This window comes from Halomonas sp. SCS19 (genome assembly GCF_040147015.1).
Taxonomy (GTDB): domain Bacteria; phylum Pseudomonadota; class Gammaproteobacteria; order Pseudomonadales; family Halomonadaceae; genus Halomonas; species Halomonas litopenaei.
Window position 1 is genome coordinate 3,551,132 of the sequence record NZ_JAMSHN010000001.1, and the last position, 16,549, is coordinate 3,567,680.

Here is a 16,549-nt window from a genome sequence, read left to right on the forward strand (position 1 = left end):
GCCATGCCACGGCCGGCGCTCCACACCGTCCTGGGCCGTCAGGCGTCCTTCTTTGGCGCCTCCATGCGCCTGAGCTGGCGCCACAGATCGCGGCGCAGGTCCGCCACTCGGGGGCGCTCGTCAGGGTCGAAGGCCAGCGGGCGCACCAGACGCTGGGTGCGCAGCCCCAGACGTGCCCCCAGCAGCCCCACGCCGAGGCCCTGGGCGGCGCGGGTGGACAGCCGCCCGGCCAGGTCCAGCGACAGCATCTGCATGCTGGCGTCGGCGGCAAGCTCGGTGGCGCCGGCGAAGGCCATCTGATAGAGCACGCTGCGTAGCAGGCGTACCCGGGCGGCGTAGCCCAGCTCCAATCCGTAGAGTCGGCACAGGCGATCGATCATCGCCAGGTGGCGCCAGGCCACCAGTGCCATGTCGACCAGGGTCAGCGGGCTGACTGCCACCATCACGGCGGTCTCTCCGCTCATGCGCGAGATCAGCCGGCGCGCCTCTCGGTCACGGGGGGCGAGCAGATGGTGGGCCACCAGCGCCTGCAGGTCACGGCCGTCATGGTGGTCTTCACGGGCGGCCTCGAAGGCCAGCCAATGGGGATCGTCGTCGCCGAGGGCCAGCTGATGCTTGAGCCGTCTGACCATGGACAGTGCGTCCCTGGGGGAGCGCGACGGCAATTCGGCCAGGGATTCACGCAACTGGTCGTGGCGCTTGAGGCGCCTAAGGCGAAACAGCTCCCGACTCAGGGCGAGCCCGCCAAGACCGATGGTGGCAAGTCCCAGCAGTTGCCAGCCGGTGGCGATCAGGTCACCGCCTGCCAGGGTAGCGGGGACCCCGGTCACCAGTTCGGCGCCGCCTAGTCCCACCGCCGCTCCCAGTACTGCCATCAGGCCCCAGCGGCGCTTGCGTGGGCGTCCCAGAGAGCCCTCCAGATCTACCTTGGTATCGGTTTCCGGCGCCTCGGCTGGGGTCAGCGCTCGGCTATCCAGGTGATCGTCGAAGCGCAGGCCCGGACGCGGGTCACTGAAGGTGGTGTTGTCGACGCCGGCAGCGGAGGGCGCATCGTCGTCATCGGCGAAGCGTACCGCAGGGCGCGGGTCGTCACGGCTATCTCGAGTCATGCGAGCTTGTCTCCAATCAGCCAGTCCAGCGCCAGGTCCATGCGAATATGGGGCAGCGCACCGGTGGTCGAGGGCTGAGGGCGGAAGGCGGTGAAATCGAACCCCTGGCGATCCCAGAAGGCTGGGTCAGGCAGGCGGCTGGGCACCTCGCCGGGGAAGGCCAGCAAGGGCTCGCCTTCCAGGGTGACGCCCTTGAGCGCAGGGGATTTCCTGCCCTGGTGGGTGACCTCGCGGGCCTCGGTGGCGCGAATGGCCGCCAGCGACATGGCCTTGACCGGAATATTGGCGTACTTGAGGTTCTTCAGTGGTTCGGCCAGCAGCGCCTCGAGCAGCCCGACCAGGCGGGCATGCTGTTCCGGGGTCACGTGGTCGGCCTTGGTGGCGGCGATGGCGAGGCGGTCGATGCGTGGCGTGAACAGCCGCGAGAACAGGCTGCGCTGGCCGTAGTTGAAGCTCTGCATCAGACGATGGAGCGCCTTGGACAGATCCTCGAAGCGTTCCGGCCCGGCATTCAGTGCCCCCAGCACGTCCACCAGCACGATCTGGCGATCGAAGCGCCGGAAGTGCTCGCGGTAGAACGGCTTGACGATATGTTGCTGGTAGTAGCTGAAACGTCGGGCCAGGGTACGGTAGACGCTGGTCTCGGGCAGCCGTTCGAGCTCGTCGGGCGATGCCTGCTCCAGCCCCGGCAGGGGGAAGAACTGCAGCACCGGGGCGCCGGACAGCTCCCCCGGCAGCAGAAAACGGCCGGGCTGAAGGTCGGAGAAGCCGGCCTCCCTGGCGGCGCGCAGGCCTTCGGCGTAGCGCTCGCTGATCTCCGCCAGGCGGGCCTCGTCGGCCTCGTCGTCGAGCCGAAGTTCACGCACCGCGCTTTCCCAGTCGGCCAGCATGGCGCGCCTTGCTGGCCCCGCCGCGTCCCACTGGGCGAGGCTCCAGCTCAGGAAGTCGTGGTCCAGCAGCGGCAGGTCGAGCAGCCACTCGCCAGGATAGTCGAACAGGTCCAGGGTCAACTCGGCGGTATCGGGTCGCAACCACTGCTGGCGACCGGGGCGATAGCGAATCTTCAGGCGTAACTCGCTGATGCCACGGGTGGGCTGGGGCCACTCGGGAGGAGTGCTCTCGAGGCTGGCGCGGGCTCGGTCGAAGGGAAACCTGGGGACCGCGAGATCCTGCTGGGAAACGCGCTGGGCGCCCAGCAGGCGCCCCTCGCGGCTGGCCGAAAGCAGGTCGAGCCGCGCCTCGAGCCCGGCGTGACGCAACTGGTCCACCAGGGAGGTCAAGAATGCCGTCTTGCCGGCCCGAGATAGCCCGGTCACCGCCAGACGCAGCTGGCGGTCTCGGCCGCGCTCGATCAGGTCCATCAGATCACGGGTCAGGTCCGTTGGCATTGCCACTCCGTCGGTAATAGTTATTCCTTAATCTGGGGGCGACCGGCGTCAAAGGCAAGACGCTGCGCCGCGATCAGTATCAGCGGCAGGGCAGCCATCGGCAACAGCCACAGATTGAGCGTCTGCCAGCCCAGCCACTGGATCAGCGGGCCGGCCGCCAGGGCGGTGATCGCCGCAGTAGAAAACACCAGGAACTCGTTGGCGGCCTGGACGCGGGCCTTTTCTGCAGGCAGGTGACACTCGGTCAGAAGGCCAGTGGCCGGCAGAAAGGTAAAGTTCCAGCCCAGTCCCAGCAGGATCAAGGTGACATTGAAGCCCGCCAGGCTGGAGGGTGCCAGGGCGCTGAGGGCACTGGCGCAAAGCAGCACACAACCCAGCGCGATCATGCGTGTCGTGCCGAACCGCTGGGTCAGTTGGCCGGTGAAGAACGAGGGCGCGAACATCGCCAGCACATGCCACTGAATCGTCATCGAGACGTGGTGAAAGGCGTGGCCATCGGAGGCCATGGCCAGGGGGGTGGCGGTCATGGCCAGGTTCATCACGCCGTAGCCGATCATGGCGGCGAGTACCGCAAGCCAAAGCTTGGGCTGTGCCAGCAGCTCCCCAAGCGGACGTCTCTTGCCATGACGGGTGCTCGGGTCCAGCGGGGGCAAAGGTACCACCAGCAACAGGGCCAGGGCGATGAGGTAGAGCGCTGCCAGGCCGATGAAGCTTCCGAGAAAGGGCGTCGTGACGGCGTCCTGACTGATACGCGCAAGCCAGGGGCCGAAGAAGGCGGCCAGCACACCACCGCCCATGACCAGACCGATGGCCCTGTCCCTGGCGCCGCTCGGGGCCAGCTCGATCGCCGCGAAGCGATAGAGCTGACCGAAGCCGATGCCCACGCCGATCGCCATGGTCGCCACGGCGAAGGCGGCGAAGTGATTGGCCAGCAGCGCCAGGTAGGCGGCCACCGTGCCGGCGAAGCCGATCAGGTTGCCGATCACGAAGCCTCGCTTGCGCCCCAGTCGGCCCATGATCAAGGAGGCCGGCAGGGTGGCGAGCATCAACCCCAGCCACTGAGTCGCCACCGGCAGGGTGGACAGCCAGGGCGAGGGCGCCAGGCTCTGGCCGATCAGCGGCGAGACGGCGATCAACAGAATGTTGCCGCTCACCAGCAGCGCCTGACACAGCGACAGCAGAAGCACACCGCCGGGGAGGCGGGATGAAGTCACAGGGGGCATGGCGGAGTCTCCGGTAATGAAGGTCGTGGATAAAAAAGACTGAGGCGGTAGCTCAGCGATGGTTCGCTGAATCGGCGCCGAAGCGCGCGCGGTAGATCGACGGCGAAACGCCATAGTGGCGATGGAACTGGCGTCTCAATTGTTCGCTGGTGCCCAGGCGCCAGCGTGCAGCGAGGCGTTCCAGCGAGGTTTCTCCACGCACCAGCTCGCGCCGAGCCGCCTCCAGGCGCAGTCCTGTGAGGTACTCGCCGGGACTGGTGTCCAGGTGGTGGCGAAACAGCCGGGTCAGGTGGCGTGGGGTGATCTTCAGGCTGTCGGCCATGCTCTCCAGGTCGAAGGCGCCGCCGGGGTCGGCGTGCAGTCGATCGATCAAGGGGCGCAGGCGGGGGCCGCAACGATGCTGGCGAGACAGCAGTTCGCTGAACTGGGACTGGCCGCCGGGGCGATGGAGGAACATCACCAGTTCGCGGGCCACCGCTGCGGCGGCTTCTGCGCCCAGATCACTCTCGACCAGCGACAGTGCCAGGTCGATGCCGGCGGTGACCCCGGCGCTGGTGTAGCGCCCGGCGTCATGGACGTAGAGCGCATCGGCCTGGACCCTTACCTGCGGAAAGTCGTTGGCAAGCCGTCGACAGTGGCGCCAGTGGGTGGTGGCGCTGCGTCCGTCGAGCAGGCCCGCATCGGCAAGCAGGAAGGCGCCGGTGCAGACGGCGCCCAGGCGCCCGAGGTGCGGTGCCACCCGCGTCAGTCGTTCGCGCCAGCGCTGTTGCTGGCACTGGACGAAGACGCCGTGGCCCCCGGCGATGAGCAGGGTGGTCAGGTCGCGGCCGTTGCCGCCAGTATCGGGGGTCTTGTCGAGTTCGCTCTCCCACCCTTCCCAGTCAAGATCCGGCAGTAGTCGCAGACCGCCGTTGGTGACCAGTTCGCTCGCACTTCGGCCGATCAGACGTAGCCGGTAGGCAGGCTTGCCCAGCACGTCGTTGGCGCTGGCGAAGACCTGCCAGGGGCCGCTGACGTCGAGCATCTGACAGTCGGGGTAGGCCAGCAGGGCGACGTCTCGAGTCGTGGTCACGATGGGGGCTCCAGAGAAGGGGACGCACCTGAAACGGCGCGACAGCGAGTCTCTGGAGTCTGGGGGAGGTCAGGAATGTCGGCAAGGACCATTACCCCACCGATATGGACATACGGTGTCCACAACAACGACGCCCCGCCTTGACAGGGCGGGGCGTCGTGGTCAGAGCAGACCGTGGTGACCGTCAGGTTCTGGTCCGTCGGAGATCGGGAGCATCAGCCGGCAAAGGCCAGGTAGATGGCGATGACCAGGATGACCAGCACGATGCCCGCCGGCACGGCGCCCTTCCAGGGGGTCAGGTCGACGGCGCCCACGTCTTCCTGCTTCCAGGCCTCGGCGCGCGGGCGCAGCTTGCCGATCACCAGCATCAATGCCACCAGCAGCACGAACACCAGGGCGACGAAGTGGAACTCGTGCATGATCACCGGCAGCTTGTTGAAGGGCGGGATGAAGTAGCCACAGAAGATGGCCAGACAGCCACCCACCAGGGCGATCTTGGCCGCCATGGGGGGCACACGACGGGTCAGCAGGCCGACCACCACCACCGCCAGGATGGGGATGAAGTAGATGGCGTTCATCTTCTGCAGGTAACCGAACAGGCTTTCCTGACCGGCCAGCAGTGGCGCGATGATCATCGCGGAGATGGCCATGATCCAGCCGAACACCTGGCTCGACTTGACCACCTGAGCCTCGGTGGCGTCCTTCTTCAGGACCGCCTTGTAGAGGCCCAGACTGAACAGGGTGGTGGTGGAGTTCAGCGCCGAGTTGAAGGAAGACAGGATGGCGCCGACCATCACCGCGGCGAAGAAGCCGGTGAGCGGCGCCGGCAGCACGTTGAACACCAGGTGGCCGTAGGCCGCGTCAGCCTTGACGCCCTGATCGGCGTACAGGTGGTAGGCGATGATGCCCGGCAGGACCAGGTACAGGGGCCCCAGCAGCTTGAAGAAGCCGGTCAGCAGCACGCCCTTCTGGCCCTCGGCCAGGTTCTTGGCGGCGAAGGTCCGCTGGATGATCTGCTGGTTGGTGGTCCAGTAGAAGACGTTGATCAGGAAGACGCCGGTGAACAGGGTGAAGAAGGGGACGCTCTGCTCGCTGCCACCGATGGAGTTCATCTTGTCGGGGTTGGATTCCTTGAGGATCTCCCAGCCGGCGAGCACACCGCCGCTGTCGCTGACCGCCTGAAGGCCGAAGTAGACGATCACGAAGCCACCGATCAACAGGCCGACGCCATTGAGGGTATCCGACACGGCAACGGTGCGCAGGCCCCCGAACAGGGCATAGATGGAGCCGATGATGCCGACGATCCACACCGTCAGCCACAGCAGGGTGGTGCTGGATTCGATGCCGGTGAGCCCGGACAGGTCGAGCATGCCCTGCAGGCCGATGGCGCCGGAGTAGAGGATGATCGGCAGCAGTACCACCGCGTAGGCGATCAGAAAGATCACGTTGGTGATCAGCTGGGTGCCCTTGTCGAAGCGAATCTCCAGCAACTGGGGCAGGGTGGCGATGCCGCTTTTCAGAAAGCGCGGCAGGAAGAACAGCGCCAGCGCCACCAGCGCCATGACCGCCACCACCTCCCAGGCCATCACGCTGAGGCCATCGGTGAAGGCGGAGCCGTTGAGGCCGACCATCTGCTCGGTGGACAGGTTGGTCATCAACAGCGAGCCGGCGATCAGCGGGAAGGTCAGGCTGCGGCCCGCCAGGAAGAAGCCGCTGGTGCTTGAATGGTCGTCACGGCGGGTGATGCGCCAGGTGATGAAGGCGACCAGTCCTGTAAAGAACAGGAAGGACGCGAAGGTGAGTAGGGGCATGGTGTCATCCTTGCGGTCGTTGTCCGGTGCGGCGTGGTCGTGAGCCACCTCCCACAGGGGGCATGGCGATTACCGCACTTGGGTCGATGTCCGTGCCGAGCGCCAGCTGGCAGACCAGTGGCGCCGACACCCAGGAAGTATCTTTGCAGCGCTTGCGTCATCCTGCCTGCTGCAGTGCATCTTTTGGCGCTGAAGCAGCGCGGGTTCGCGCAGTGTCGCATTGACGTCAAGTCGGTGGAAATTCCGAAAGTCTTCGTCTTTTTCCAGAAAGACGTCGAACTTAAAGGATTAAGTTAACCGACGGTTGCGTATTCCAACTACGTGATCGCAAGTCTAATCGGCTCGCCGTGGCGAGCCATACGTCTTTTGTCGCAGCGGGTCAGTTTGGCGGAGCTGCTGAAATCGGCACAGGCTCGATGATGCCGAACAGTTGCAGCAGTGTCGGCGTTGCCGCGATGATAAAGCCGCACAGGGCCAGTGCACGACCGGGCCATCGGCGCTGCGGGTGGCGTGCCAGGTGAAGGCCGAGCAGGCAGACCAGCAAGCCCGTGAGATGAAACACCACGGCGAGCGATCGAAGCAGTTCAAACGAGGTCATGGGCTGTCCCTGGGCATCCTGTGGCAGAGGGGCGACGTGGCGGAATCCGCGAGCGAAAGGGCGCGGCCGCCTGGGTCACAAGCGAGCGAAGGGGAGTCTGCCATGACCGACAGGGTGGTGCGAGCCGACGAAGTGATCGAGTTCTGGTTTCAGACGCTGACACCAAAACAGTGGTTTGCCAAGGATGATGCGCTGGATGGCCGTATCCGCCATGACTTCGGTGCGACCCTGGCGGCGGCGGCCGCCGGCGAGACCTGGCAGTGGCGTACCTCGGCCCGCGGGCGGCTGGCGGAAATCCTGGTGCTCGATCAGTTCTCTCGCAACATCTACCGCGGCGAGCCGCGAGCCTTCGCCTGTGACGGTCAGGCCCTGGTACTGGCCCAGGAGGCGGTGTCCCAGCGCGCAGATCGGGTGCTCGATCCTCCCTGGCGAGCCTTCCTGTACATGCCCTATATGCACAGCGAGTCGTTGCGTGTGCACGACGAGGCGCTGCGCCTGTTCGACCAACCGGGACTCGAGCACAACCTGCACCACGAACATCGCCACCGCGAGGTACTGGTGCGTTTTGGTCGTTATCCTCAGCGCAATGAGGCGCTGGGACGAGCGTCCACCGCCGAGGAGCTGGCCTTTCTTGCCCAGCCCGGCAACCGATTCTAGTCGCGACGAAGGGGCTGTCATCGGCGCTGACCCAGCGTCACCGGACGGCATTCGTGCTGTCGCGTCTCACATTACGTGACATATCCCTACTTTCGTATGCATTGATGTAATGGTATAGCTGTGAGCGGTGAAGATCGTCCGCGGGCGATCGACGCGGCACCTCGCGCCCTGGTCAAGGGATTTGGTCGAAGGAGCGAGGGTGAATGATTCGCAAGTTTCCATTCAGTGACGAAAGGAGAACGCAATGAGCTTTATCGCGTGGTTGATCATCGGTGGTCTGGCGGGCTGGATCGCGGGCAACATCATGCGTGGCGGCGGCTTCGGCCTGCTCGGCAACATCGGCGTCGGCGTGGTAGGTGCCCTGATTGGCGGCCTGCTGTTCAGCCTGGTGGGGCTGTCCAGCGGCGGCTTTATCGGTTCACTGGTCACAGCGGTGGTGGGTGCCGTGGTGCTGCTGTGGGGTGTGGGCAAGCTACGCGGTTAGCGCGCTCTGATCAGCGACCGAATGGCGGCGACTCGCCGTCATCGCAAGGGGCCCGGTGCACTGCACCGGGCCCTTGTCGTAGGTGGCCCCTGCCAGGGGCCTGATGCACCGCTCAGCCGGCGCGCTGGGCCGGGTCCGGCAGGGTCGGGAAGCGCGGCGGATGTGCCTCGAGAAAGGCGTGGCAGGCGCGCAGTACCCGGGCGTCGTCGAACTTGCCGCCGGCCAGCTGGAAACCCACCGGCAGGCCACGGTCGGTGAAACCGCAGGGTACCGAGGCGGCCGGCTGCTGGCTCAGGTTGAAGGGGTAGGAGAATGGCGCCCACTCCTCCCAGTCGCGCATCTGGCTACCCGGCGGCACCTGGTGGTTGATCTCGAAGGGGCTGATCGGCACCGAGGGCGTCATCAGCAGGTGGTAGTCCTGGTTGAACTGCTCAAGACGCATGGTCAGCTCGGCTCGGGCCGCCTGGGCGCGAAACAGCTCCACGGCCTTCCACTCTTCTGCACGCAGGGCGTTCTCGTAGAGGCCGGGGTCCAGCTTGGCGCGTTCGCTGTCGCTGAGCTGCGAGACCATCTCCAGCGAGGCGGTGAACCACAGCCGCTGAAAGATCCATAGCGGCGAGGGCAGCTCTGGATCCACCTCGCAGATCTCCGCGCCCAGATCGCGCATGCGATCCGCCGCTTCTCTGACCCGTGTGGCGACCTGAGGGTCCACCTCGGCGAAGCCCAGATCGGTGGAAAAGGCGATGCGCAGTCCCTCGAGCCCCTTGCCGATATCCTGGCCCCAGTCCTCCGGCTGGCCCCGGGTGGCGTAGGGATCGACATAGTCGTAGCGGCCAATGACATTGAGCATCGCCACGGCGTCGTCGACGCTGCGGGCGATGGGTCCGATATGGGACAGCGTCGGTTCTTCCGCCGGCGGCCACTGGGGCGTCCAGCCGAAGGTCGGCTTGAAGCCGAACACCCCGCAGAAGGCGGCGGGAATGCGGATCGAGCCGCCGGAGTCGCCGCCCTGGTGCAACACCCCCATGTTGAGGGCCGCTGCGGCGGCAGCACCGCCGGACGAACCTCCTGCTGTCAGGCGGGTATCCCAGGGGTTGCAGGTGGCGCCGAACACCCGATTGTCGGTGACCGCCTTCCAGCCGTCTTCCGGGGTGTTGGTCTTGCCCAGCAGGATGGCGCCGGCCTCTCTCAGGCGTTTCGCCGGTGGCGCGTCGGCATCGCAGGGCTCGCTTGAACCCAGCAGCGAGCCGTTGGACGTCGGCATGCCGGCCACGTTGGTCAGATCCTTGAGCGAGACCGGAACACCGTCGATCGGACTCAGCGGCTTGCCCCGGCCCCAGCGACGTGCCGACGCCTTGGCCGCCTTTTCGGCACCCTCGGCGTCGACGTAGGTGTAGGCATTGACGGCGTCGTTGAAGCGCTCGATGCGCGCAAGCGCCGCCCGTGTAGCTTCCAGGGGGGAGGCGTCGCCGCTGCGATAGTGCTCCGTCAGCGCGGCAACGCCCAGAATGCCCAGTTCGTCCTCTTGCATGGTCGGGTCCCTCGCGTCCATGGATGGACCCTTACCCTAGCTTGATTCGGCATAGTGTTGCCAACCCCCACAAACGATGACGCCACCGGCGGGACCGGTGGCGTCATCGGCTGACGGCTCAGGCCGTCAAGGCTTCACGATCAGGCGGTGGCGGCGGCTTCGCTGCCGACCAGGGCCTTGAGGTTCTGCTCGACGATGTCCAGGCCTTCCTCGAGTACCTTGTCCTCGATGGTGACCGGCATCAAGAAGCGGATGGTGTTGCCGAACATGCCGCAGGACAGCAGGATCAGGCCCTGCTCCCGGGCACGCTTGCACAGGGCGGCGGCGAGATCCGGAGCCGGCTGACCGTCCTTGCCGTTGAGTTCGAAGGCGGCCATGGAACCCAGGTTGCGCGGGTGGACCACGGCGTCGAAGTCGCTCGCCCACTGGGCAAAACGCTTGGCCAGCTTGTCGCCCAGCGCCTGGCTCTTGGCCAGGATGTCCTCTTCCTCGAACACCTCCATCACCGCCAGGGTCGCGGCGCAGGACACCGGGCTGCCGGAGTAGGTGCCGCCCAGCGAGTTGCCGCCGGAGGCGTCCATGTGCTCGGCGGTGCCGACCACGGCGGAGATCGGCATGCCTGCGGCCATGCTCTTGGCCATGGTCATCAGGTCCGGCTTCACGCCGCTGTGTTCGATGGCGAACATCTTGCCGGTACGACCGAAGCCGCTCTGGACCTCGTCGACGATCATCAGGATGCCGTGTTCGTCACAGATCTCGCGGATCTTCTCGAGGAAGCTCTGCGGCGCGGGGTAGAAGCCGCCTTCACCCAGTACCGGCTCGAGCACGATGGCGGCGGTATCCTTGGGGTTGGCGTCGGTCTTCAGCACCATCTTGAGGCGACGCACCGCCTCTTCCTCGCTGATGCCGTGCTCGGCCACCGGGTAGCCGGCGCGGAACACACAACCCGGCATGGTGCCGAAGTCGCTGGCGTAGGGGGCAACCTTGCCGTTCATCGCCATGGTCATGAAGGTACGGCCGTGGTAGCCGCCGTCGAAGCAGATGACGTTGTTGCGACCGGTGGCGGCGCGGGCGATCTTGACCGCGTTTTCCAGCGCCTCGGCGCCGGAGTTGGCCAGCATCACCTTGGCCTCACCGCGCACCGGGGTGATCGCAGCAAGCTTTTCGGCGACCTTCACGTAGCCCTCGTAGGGCATCACGGTCTGGCAGGTGTGCATCACCTTGTCGAGCTGGTCCTTGACCGCCTGCACCACCTTGGGGTGGCAGTGACCGATGTTGAGCACGCCGATACCGCCGGCGAAGTCGATGAAGCGGTTGCCATCGGCATCCCACAGTTCAGCGTTCTTGGCGCGATCGGCGAAGGCGGTGGCGGGGCTGGCCGCGCCCTTGGCGACGTACTTGTCTTTGAGTTCGTTCAGCTGAGCGTTATTCATGTCGTGACTCCTTTGAGGGCACTGAATGTATAGGGTAGACGCTAGGTCCGGGACACGCAGGGCGTGCCCCGGGGAGACGGGGCTGGCCCTTAGAGGCCGCCGACACAGGCGTACTTCAGCTCTGTGTACTCATCGAGGCCATGGCGTGAACCTTCGCGACCGAGACCCGATTCCTTGACGCCGCCGAAGGGGGCGAGCTCGGTAGAGAGGATGCCCTCATTGATGGCGACCATGCCGTACTCGAGTTGTTCCATGGTGCGCCAGATACGGCGATAGTCGGTGGCATAGAAGTAGGCGGCCAGACCGAATTCGGTGTCGTTGGCCATGGCGATGGCTTCGTCGTCGCTGGAGAAGCGGAACACCGGGGCCAGCGGCCCGAAGGTCTCTTCCCGGGCGACACGCATGTCGGTGGTCACGTCGGCCAGTACCGTGGGCTGGAAGAAGGTGCCCTCCAGGGCCTCACCGCCGGCGACCAGGCGGGCACCGTTGTCGAGGGCGTCAGCGATGTGCGACTGCACCTTGTCCACCGCTGCCGAGTTGATCAGGGGACCCTGAACCACACCGTCCTCGAGGCCGTTGCCGACCTTCAGCTCGCCCACGCGCTTGGCCAGCTTCTCGACAAAGGCATCGTAGACGCCGTCCTGAACCAGGAAGCGGTTGGTGCATACGCAGGTCTGGCCGGAGTTGCGGTACTTGGAGGCGATGGCACCCTCGACGGCGGCGTCCAGGTCGGCGTCATCGAAGACGATAAAGGGCGCGTTGCCGCCAAGCTCCATGGAGGCCTTCTTCACGGTGTCGGCGCACTGGGCCAGCAGGATCTTGCCCACCGGGGTGGAGCCGGTGAAGGACACCTTGCGTACTCGGGCATCGCCGGTCAGTACCGGGCCGACTTCGCGCGGGGAGCTCGAGGTCACCACGTTGAGCACGCCGGCGGGGATGCCCACGTCTTCAGCGAGCTTGGCCAGCGCCAGGGCGGTCAGCGGGGTGGCCTCGGCCGGCTTGACCACCACGGTGCAGCCGGCGGCCATGGCCGGGGCGCACTTGCGGGTGATCATCGCCAGCGGGAAGTTCCAGGGGGTGATGGCGGCGACCACACCGACCGGCTCGCGGAACACCAGGATACGCTTGTCGGGTCCGTGGCCCGGCAGGGTCTCGCCAGCCACACGCTTGGCTTCCTCGGCGTAGAACTCGACGAAGGCAGCGCCGTAGGCGACCTCGCCACGGGACTCGGCCAGCGGCTTGCCCTGTTCACGGGTCATCAGTTCGGCCAGGGCTTCCTGGTGGTCCATGATGCTGTTGAACCAGGCGCGCAGCAGGGCCGAGCGCTCCTTGGCGGTCTTGCGCTTCCAGCCGGCCCAGGCCGCATCGGCGGCACCGATGGCTTCGCGGACTTCCTCGGCGTTCAAGTCCGGCACCTCGGCCAGGGTCTCGCCGGTGGCGGGATTGGTGACGCTGAAGTGGCGATCGGCGTCACGCCACTGGCCGCCGATGTACGCCTTGTCGATGATCAGGTCCTGAACGTGGGACATGCGGGAGCTCCGGAAAGGGTCAGAGAAGAGGGGTGTTATGTCATGATTGACGAGTGTGCATTATTTGAAACATCTCGCCAAGGGCTGTGATCGGAATTTTTTACGCCCGTTCGAAGAATGCATCGATGAGGCTTGCCGGGCCCTCGAGGCCCAGGTCTGGAAGATCTATCGGCAACAATCGCCATCGGCGTGGCGAACAGTTTCCGGTACACTGTGTCGCCGACTTCTAGCTGCCCGAAGCGATGGTCCTTGGCGCCTTGTGTCAGGCCGGACCGGGCTGGCCTGACTCCGTGTTTCTGCGAGGTGAGACTTGGTTGATCCGCTCAATGCCTGGTGGGCTCAGCAACTGGTGCTGTGCGACTGGGCCTTTATGCCTGACCCCTTGATGCTGCCTGAAGAGGCGGCACGTGAGCGATTGGCCGCCCTCGAGATCCCCGACCGGGGCGAACTGGGGTGGCGCCTGCTCGAGCTCAATGCTGCGAACACGGTGCCTGCCTCCCACCTGCTGGGAGCGCTTGAGCTGGTGGCCCTGGCAGGGGCGTCGGGATGGATGTCGGCCGAGGTAAGTCGTGGCTGGGCAGCACGCCTGTGCAGCGACATCCACCATCGTCACGCAAGCCTGGATGAATGGCTGGAGGCACTCTGCGCCTCCCGCAGCGGCGAAGGCTGGCTTCGCGGCGATGAGGGCTTGCTCGATACCTGCCGGGCGCTGTCGAAGCTGGAAGGCGAGGGCGCCGGCATCACCTGGCCGTTGCTCGGCACTGCGCTGAGTCGCGAGCCTGCCGCCGCCCTCTGGCCCGACAGCCCGGAAGATCGTGTCTGGCGATTGCGGGCGGCCTTCTCGCCGGTACTGATGACGCCGGCCAGCATCGATGACTGGGACGGGGTCGAGGCCTGGCTGGGGGAAGTCTGGCAGATTCACGGCGCCGAGGATCTCAAGCGCGCCTTGCTGTGGCTGACCAGTCAGGGGGATCGCCAGGGCTGGGATATCGACGCCGCGCGGTTGATGGCGGTCAGTGCCGGCGAACGCCAGGCCTGGTGTGAGGGGCTGGCGCCTCAGGAGCGCCCATACGGCCGCCTTCTGTGCCGCTACGTGGATCAGGGGGAGCCGCTGGAGTGGGCCGCCTGGGACTGGCTGAGGGCGGTGGATCTGGCCTGGGCCGGCAGCTGCATCGGCTGGCTGACACCCCAGGAAGCGTCGCTGCTGGCGCATCACGCAGGCGATCTGGTCCAGCGTCGCTACAGTGACTGGAGCGCCCTGGCGCGCTCCTATCAGCGCGGCCGTGGTCTGTTCGAAGGTCAGGACCGGCTGCCGACCCTGGCAGCCGACTGGCAGTTGCTGATGGGCTCGCCGGTGAGCCCTTGGCATGGCTCGTTGCAGGAGTTGCTCGACCAGGAGCAGGTCGAGGCATCACGCCAGGCGGCCAGGCAGTGGCGCGCCTCACCTCGCCACTGGGTGCTGGCGCTGGCCTCGGTGCGTGAACCCGAGCTGGCGGCACGTCAGGGGCCGATTCCGCCGCTGCCCCAGGCACGTCGTGACGAGGCGCGCAAGTACCTGGCGGAGACCCTCGATCTGCACCCCGACGAGGGCGCCCGCTCACTGGTGCGCTACTGGCTGCCGGCCCAGGCCCATCATCTCAATCAGCTGGCGGCTGACGCGGCGCATCGAGCGCTGCCATCGGCCAGAACCCCCTTTGGTGATGCGCCCCAGGCGGATCTGGCAGGTCGTGATGGCCTGGCCAGGGCGACCCGCCATTCGGCGACCATCCATATGGCCGAGAAGTACGCCTTCTACTTGCTGATGAGCATGGACAGTGAGCAGTTCGACGAGGACAGCCTGACCGATATGGCGGCGTCCCTGCGCGATGTGCTGTGTCGGTTCTACAGCACCCCCAAGCGCCTGCTCGAGGCCTGGGCGACCTGGGATGCGCTGTTGCCGGAACCGGATCAGCCTTCCTTGACCTACGAGATTCGCTGGCACCTGGACGATCCGGGTAGCCTGTTTCACTGGCTCGAGTGGCGCAGCGGCGATTGGCGCGAGCCTGGCGAGCGTCCGAGCCTGATGCACTTTACCGCGCTGTCGCTGGTGGGACCCTTGAACACCGCCGCCTGGAGCCTGCCGCAGCCGGAAAGCGACCGGGAAGGGGCTTCGATCCTGGAGTGGATCGATGGACACTACGGCCTGCACTCCGCCACCGAGCTGATCGATTTCGTGCGCTTTCTGTTGGACGCCGGTGATCGCCAGGAATATCAGATCAACTACGCGCCCTACACCCTCAACAGCGCGCGCCTGAATTCCGAGATTGCGACCCTGGAGTCCGGTGAGTGCAACGAGGAAGAGCGCAACCACCTGGAGCGCCTGCTGCGGGTACGTGACAACGCCGACCAGTGCAATGACGTCGACATGTGTGCCTGGGACCTGGCCCAGGCGGTCGACCTGGCGATCGCCGGTCGCCAGCTGGGCTGGCTGGCTCAGCAGGACTTCCTGGCACTGCTGGAGCGTGCGCACCAGTTGGCGTCGGAGCACTACGCCGGTTGGCAGGAGTATGCCCGGGGTCTCTATGCAGGATTTTCGTTCTTCATGGGGGAAACCCCTGAGCGCGAAGCGTTTCTGGCCAGCTTCCGCCAGGCGCTGGTGGCCTGGCTGTCGGGCGCTCCGCCCCTCGCCGGCACCTGGGCCAGCCTGGATTTCCCGGGTGCGCGTCCCCGCCATTGGGCACCGCTTCACATCGATACCTTGCCGGGAGATGGACGAACCCTGCACTGATCGTCGCGAAACAGCAGAAAAAAACGCCAAAAAATTGTCCTGATCTATCGTCAGATCGGATAATTTTGGCTAGTATCGTATTGATCTTTCGTCAGGCCTCCCATCAAGAAGGAGGCCGAATTGTCAAACTTGCAGCTGAGGGGCGTTATGGTAGTGACACGAGTGCGTCACTTCCACAGCGGCTCTTGGGCGCCGGCAGGCCGTCAGCCAGGCCGGTTCAGGGAATGAGGTGTGTGTCGCATGAGCGTCGCCCAGACAAGCCGCGTGACAGCGGCGATGGTGTTGCTTGGCCTGCTGTCAGGCTGTGCGGCATCGAACTACCAGAATACCGCCGATAACGACTACTTTTCCCGTGATATGCCGAGCCTGGCCGAACGCGCCGCCTCGCGCATGTCCCCGCTGGAGGACCCAGCGGCAGGGGGAAGCTTCCTTGAAGATCCCGCCGCTGCCATCCGCGAGGCGCTGATGGCGGAGCACGATCGCTGGGCGGGTACGCCCTATCGTTTCGGCGGCACCGGCATGAGCGGCATCGACTGCTCGGCGCTGGTGCAGAACATCTTCAGCGACGCCTTCCAGGTGCAACTGCCGCGCACCACCGGCAGCCAGGTGCATACCGGCGAACCGATCACGCGTGATCAGCTGTCTCCCGGCGATCTGGTGTTCTTTCGTCCTCCGGGCAACCGCCACGTCGGCATCTACGTCGGCCAGGGGCGCTTTCTGCACGCCTCATCGTCGCGCGGTGTGATGATCTCCAAGCTGGATAACAGCTACTGGCGCCGCTACTACTGGCAGGCGCGTCGACCGCTGGAACCCACCCGGTTGAGCATGCGCCAGTTCGCCTACAGCCCGGCGGGCATGGGCGGCTGAAGCGTCCTCGGCGCCATCGACGTCGCCACCACAACGGGGCGAGCCTTGTACTGGGCTCGCCCCGTTTGCGTTCGCAGGCC

Annotated in this window: 13 protein-coding genes; 4 read left to right on the top strand and 9 right to left on the bottom strand. The window is 65.9% G+C overall.

Features of this window, described 5'->3' with window-relative positions; all coding sequences use genetic code 11:
• Positions 1-38: 38 nt before the first annotated feature.
• From NFH97_RS15345 to NFH97_RS15370, 6 genes are all read right to left on the bottom strand, one after another.
• Positions 39-1,109 carry a YcjF family protein gene (locus NFH97_RS15345; RefSeq protein WP_222517170.1) on the bottom strand — a complete coding sequence of 357 codons (1,071 nt, stop codon included), beginning with the start codon at positions 1,107-1,109 and terminating at the stop codon, positions 39-41.
• The gene (locus NFH97_RS15350) at positions 1,106-2,497 is read right to left on the bottom strand and encodes a YcjX family GTP-binding protein (RefSeq protein WP_108133246.1); all 1,392 of its coding nucleotides are present in this window, start codon (positions 2,495-2,497) and stop codon (positions 1,106-1,108) included. Before NFH97_RS15350 ends, NFH97_RS15345 begins: the two co-directional genes overlap by 4 nt.
• 20 nt (positions 2,498-2,517) lie before the next feature.
• Positions 2,518-3,720: an MFS transporter gene (locus NFH97_RS15355; RefSeq protein WP_222517171.1), complete on the bottom strand. Its 1,203-nt coding sequence runs from the start codon at positions 3,718-3,720 to the stop codon at positions 2,518-2,520.
• A gap of 52 nt (positions 3,721-3,772) precedes the next feature.
• Entirely contained in the window at positions 3,773-4,792 is a 1,020-nt protein-coding gene (locus NFH97_RS15360) for a GlxA family transcriptional regulator (protein WP_349625083.1), read from the bottom strand.
• 215 nt (positions 4,793-5,007) lie between these two features.
• Entirely contained in the window at positions 5,008-6,603 is a 1,596-nt protein-coding gene (locus NFH97_RS15365; protein WP_045992933.1) for a solute:sodium symporter family transporter, read from the bottom strand.
• Positions 6,604-6,982: 379 nt separating this feature from the next.
• Complete coding sequence (locus NFH97_RS15370; protein ID WP_045992932.1) at positions 6,983-7,201, bottom strand: hypothetical protein; 219 nt, start codon at positions 7,199-7,201, stop codon at positions 6,983-6,985.
• 102 nt (positions 7,202-7,303) lie between these two features.
• Here NFH97_RS15370 and NFH97_RS15375 point away from each other — a divergent pair, with 102 nt between their 5' ends.
• The gene (locus NFH97_RS15375; protein ID WP_108133249.1) at positions 7,304-7,858 is read left to right on the top strand and encodes a DUF924 family protein; all 555 of its coding nucleotides are present in this window, start codon (positions 7,304-7,306) and stop codon (positions 7,856-7,858) included.
• Positions 7,859-8,102: 244 nt separating this feature from the next.
• Complete coding sequence (locus tag NFH97_RS15380) at positions 8,103-8,342, top strand: GlsB/YeaQ/YmgE family stress response membrane protein (protein ID WP_045992930.1); 240 nt, start codon at positions 8,103-8,105, stop codon at positions 8,340-8,342.
• A gap of 112 nt (positions 8,343-8,454) precedes the next feature.
• Here NFH97_RS15380 and NFH97_RS15385 read toward each other — a convergent pair whose 3' ends face one another.
• The 3 genes from NFH97_RS15385 to NFH97_RS15395 all read right to left on the bottom strand — a co-directional run bounded on the left by NFH97_RS15385 (position 8,455) and on the right by NFH97_RS15395 (position 12,835).
• Positions 8,455-9,873 carry an amidase gene (locus tag NFH97_RS15385; RefSeq protein ID WP_108133250.1) on the bottom strand — a complete coding sequence of 473 codons (1,419 nt, stop codon included), beginning with the start codon at positions 9,871-9,873 and terminating at the stop codon, positions 8,455-8,457.
• Between the two features lie 140 nt (positions 9,874-10,013).
• Positions 10,014-11,306, bottom strand: a complete 1,293-nt coding sequence (gabT, locus tag NFH97_RS15390; protein ID WP_108133251.1) for a 4-aminobutyrate--2-oxoglutarate transaminase — start codon at positions 11,304-11,306, stop codon at positions 10,014-10,016.
• A gap of 89 nt (positions 11,307-11,395) precedes the next feature.
• Positions 11,396-12,835, bottom strand: coding sequence for an NAD-dependent succinate-semialdehyde dehydrogenase (locus tag NFH97_RS15395; protein ID WP_045992927.1), 1,440 nt, complete (start codon positions 12,833-12,835; stop codon positions 11,396-11,398).
• A gap of 310 nt (positions 12,836-13,145) precedes the next feature.
• Between NFH97_RS15395 and NFH97_RS15400 the strand changes: the two genes are divergently transcribed.
• Positions 13,146-15,602 (top strand): DUF1266 domain-containing protein, encoded by a 2,457-nt coding sequence (locus NFH97_RS15400; protein WP_108133252.1) that lies wholly within the window; start codon positions 13,146-13,148, stop codon positions 15,600-15,602.
• A gap of 240 nt (positions 15,603-15,842) precedes the next feature.
• Positions 15,843-16,469, top strand: coding sequence for a C40 family peptidase (locus tag NFH97_RS15405; RefSeq protein WP_231498679.1), 627 nt, complete (start codon positions 15,843-15,845; stop codon positions 16,467-16,469).
• The last annotated feature ends 80 nt before the right edge of the window (positions 16,470-16,549 follow it).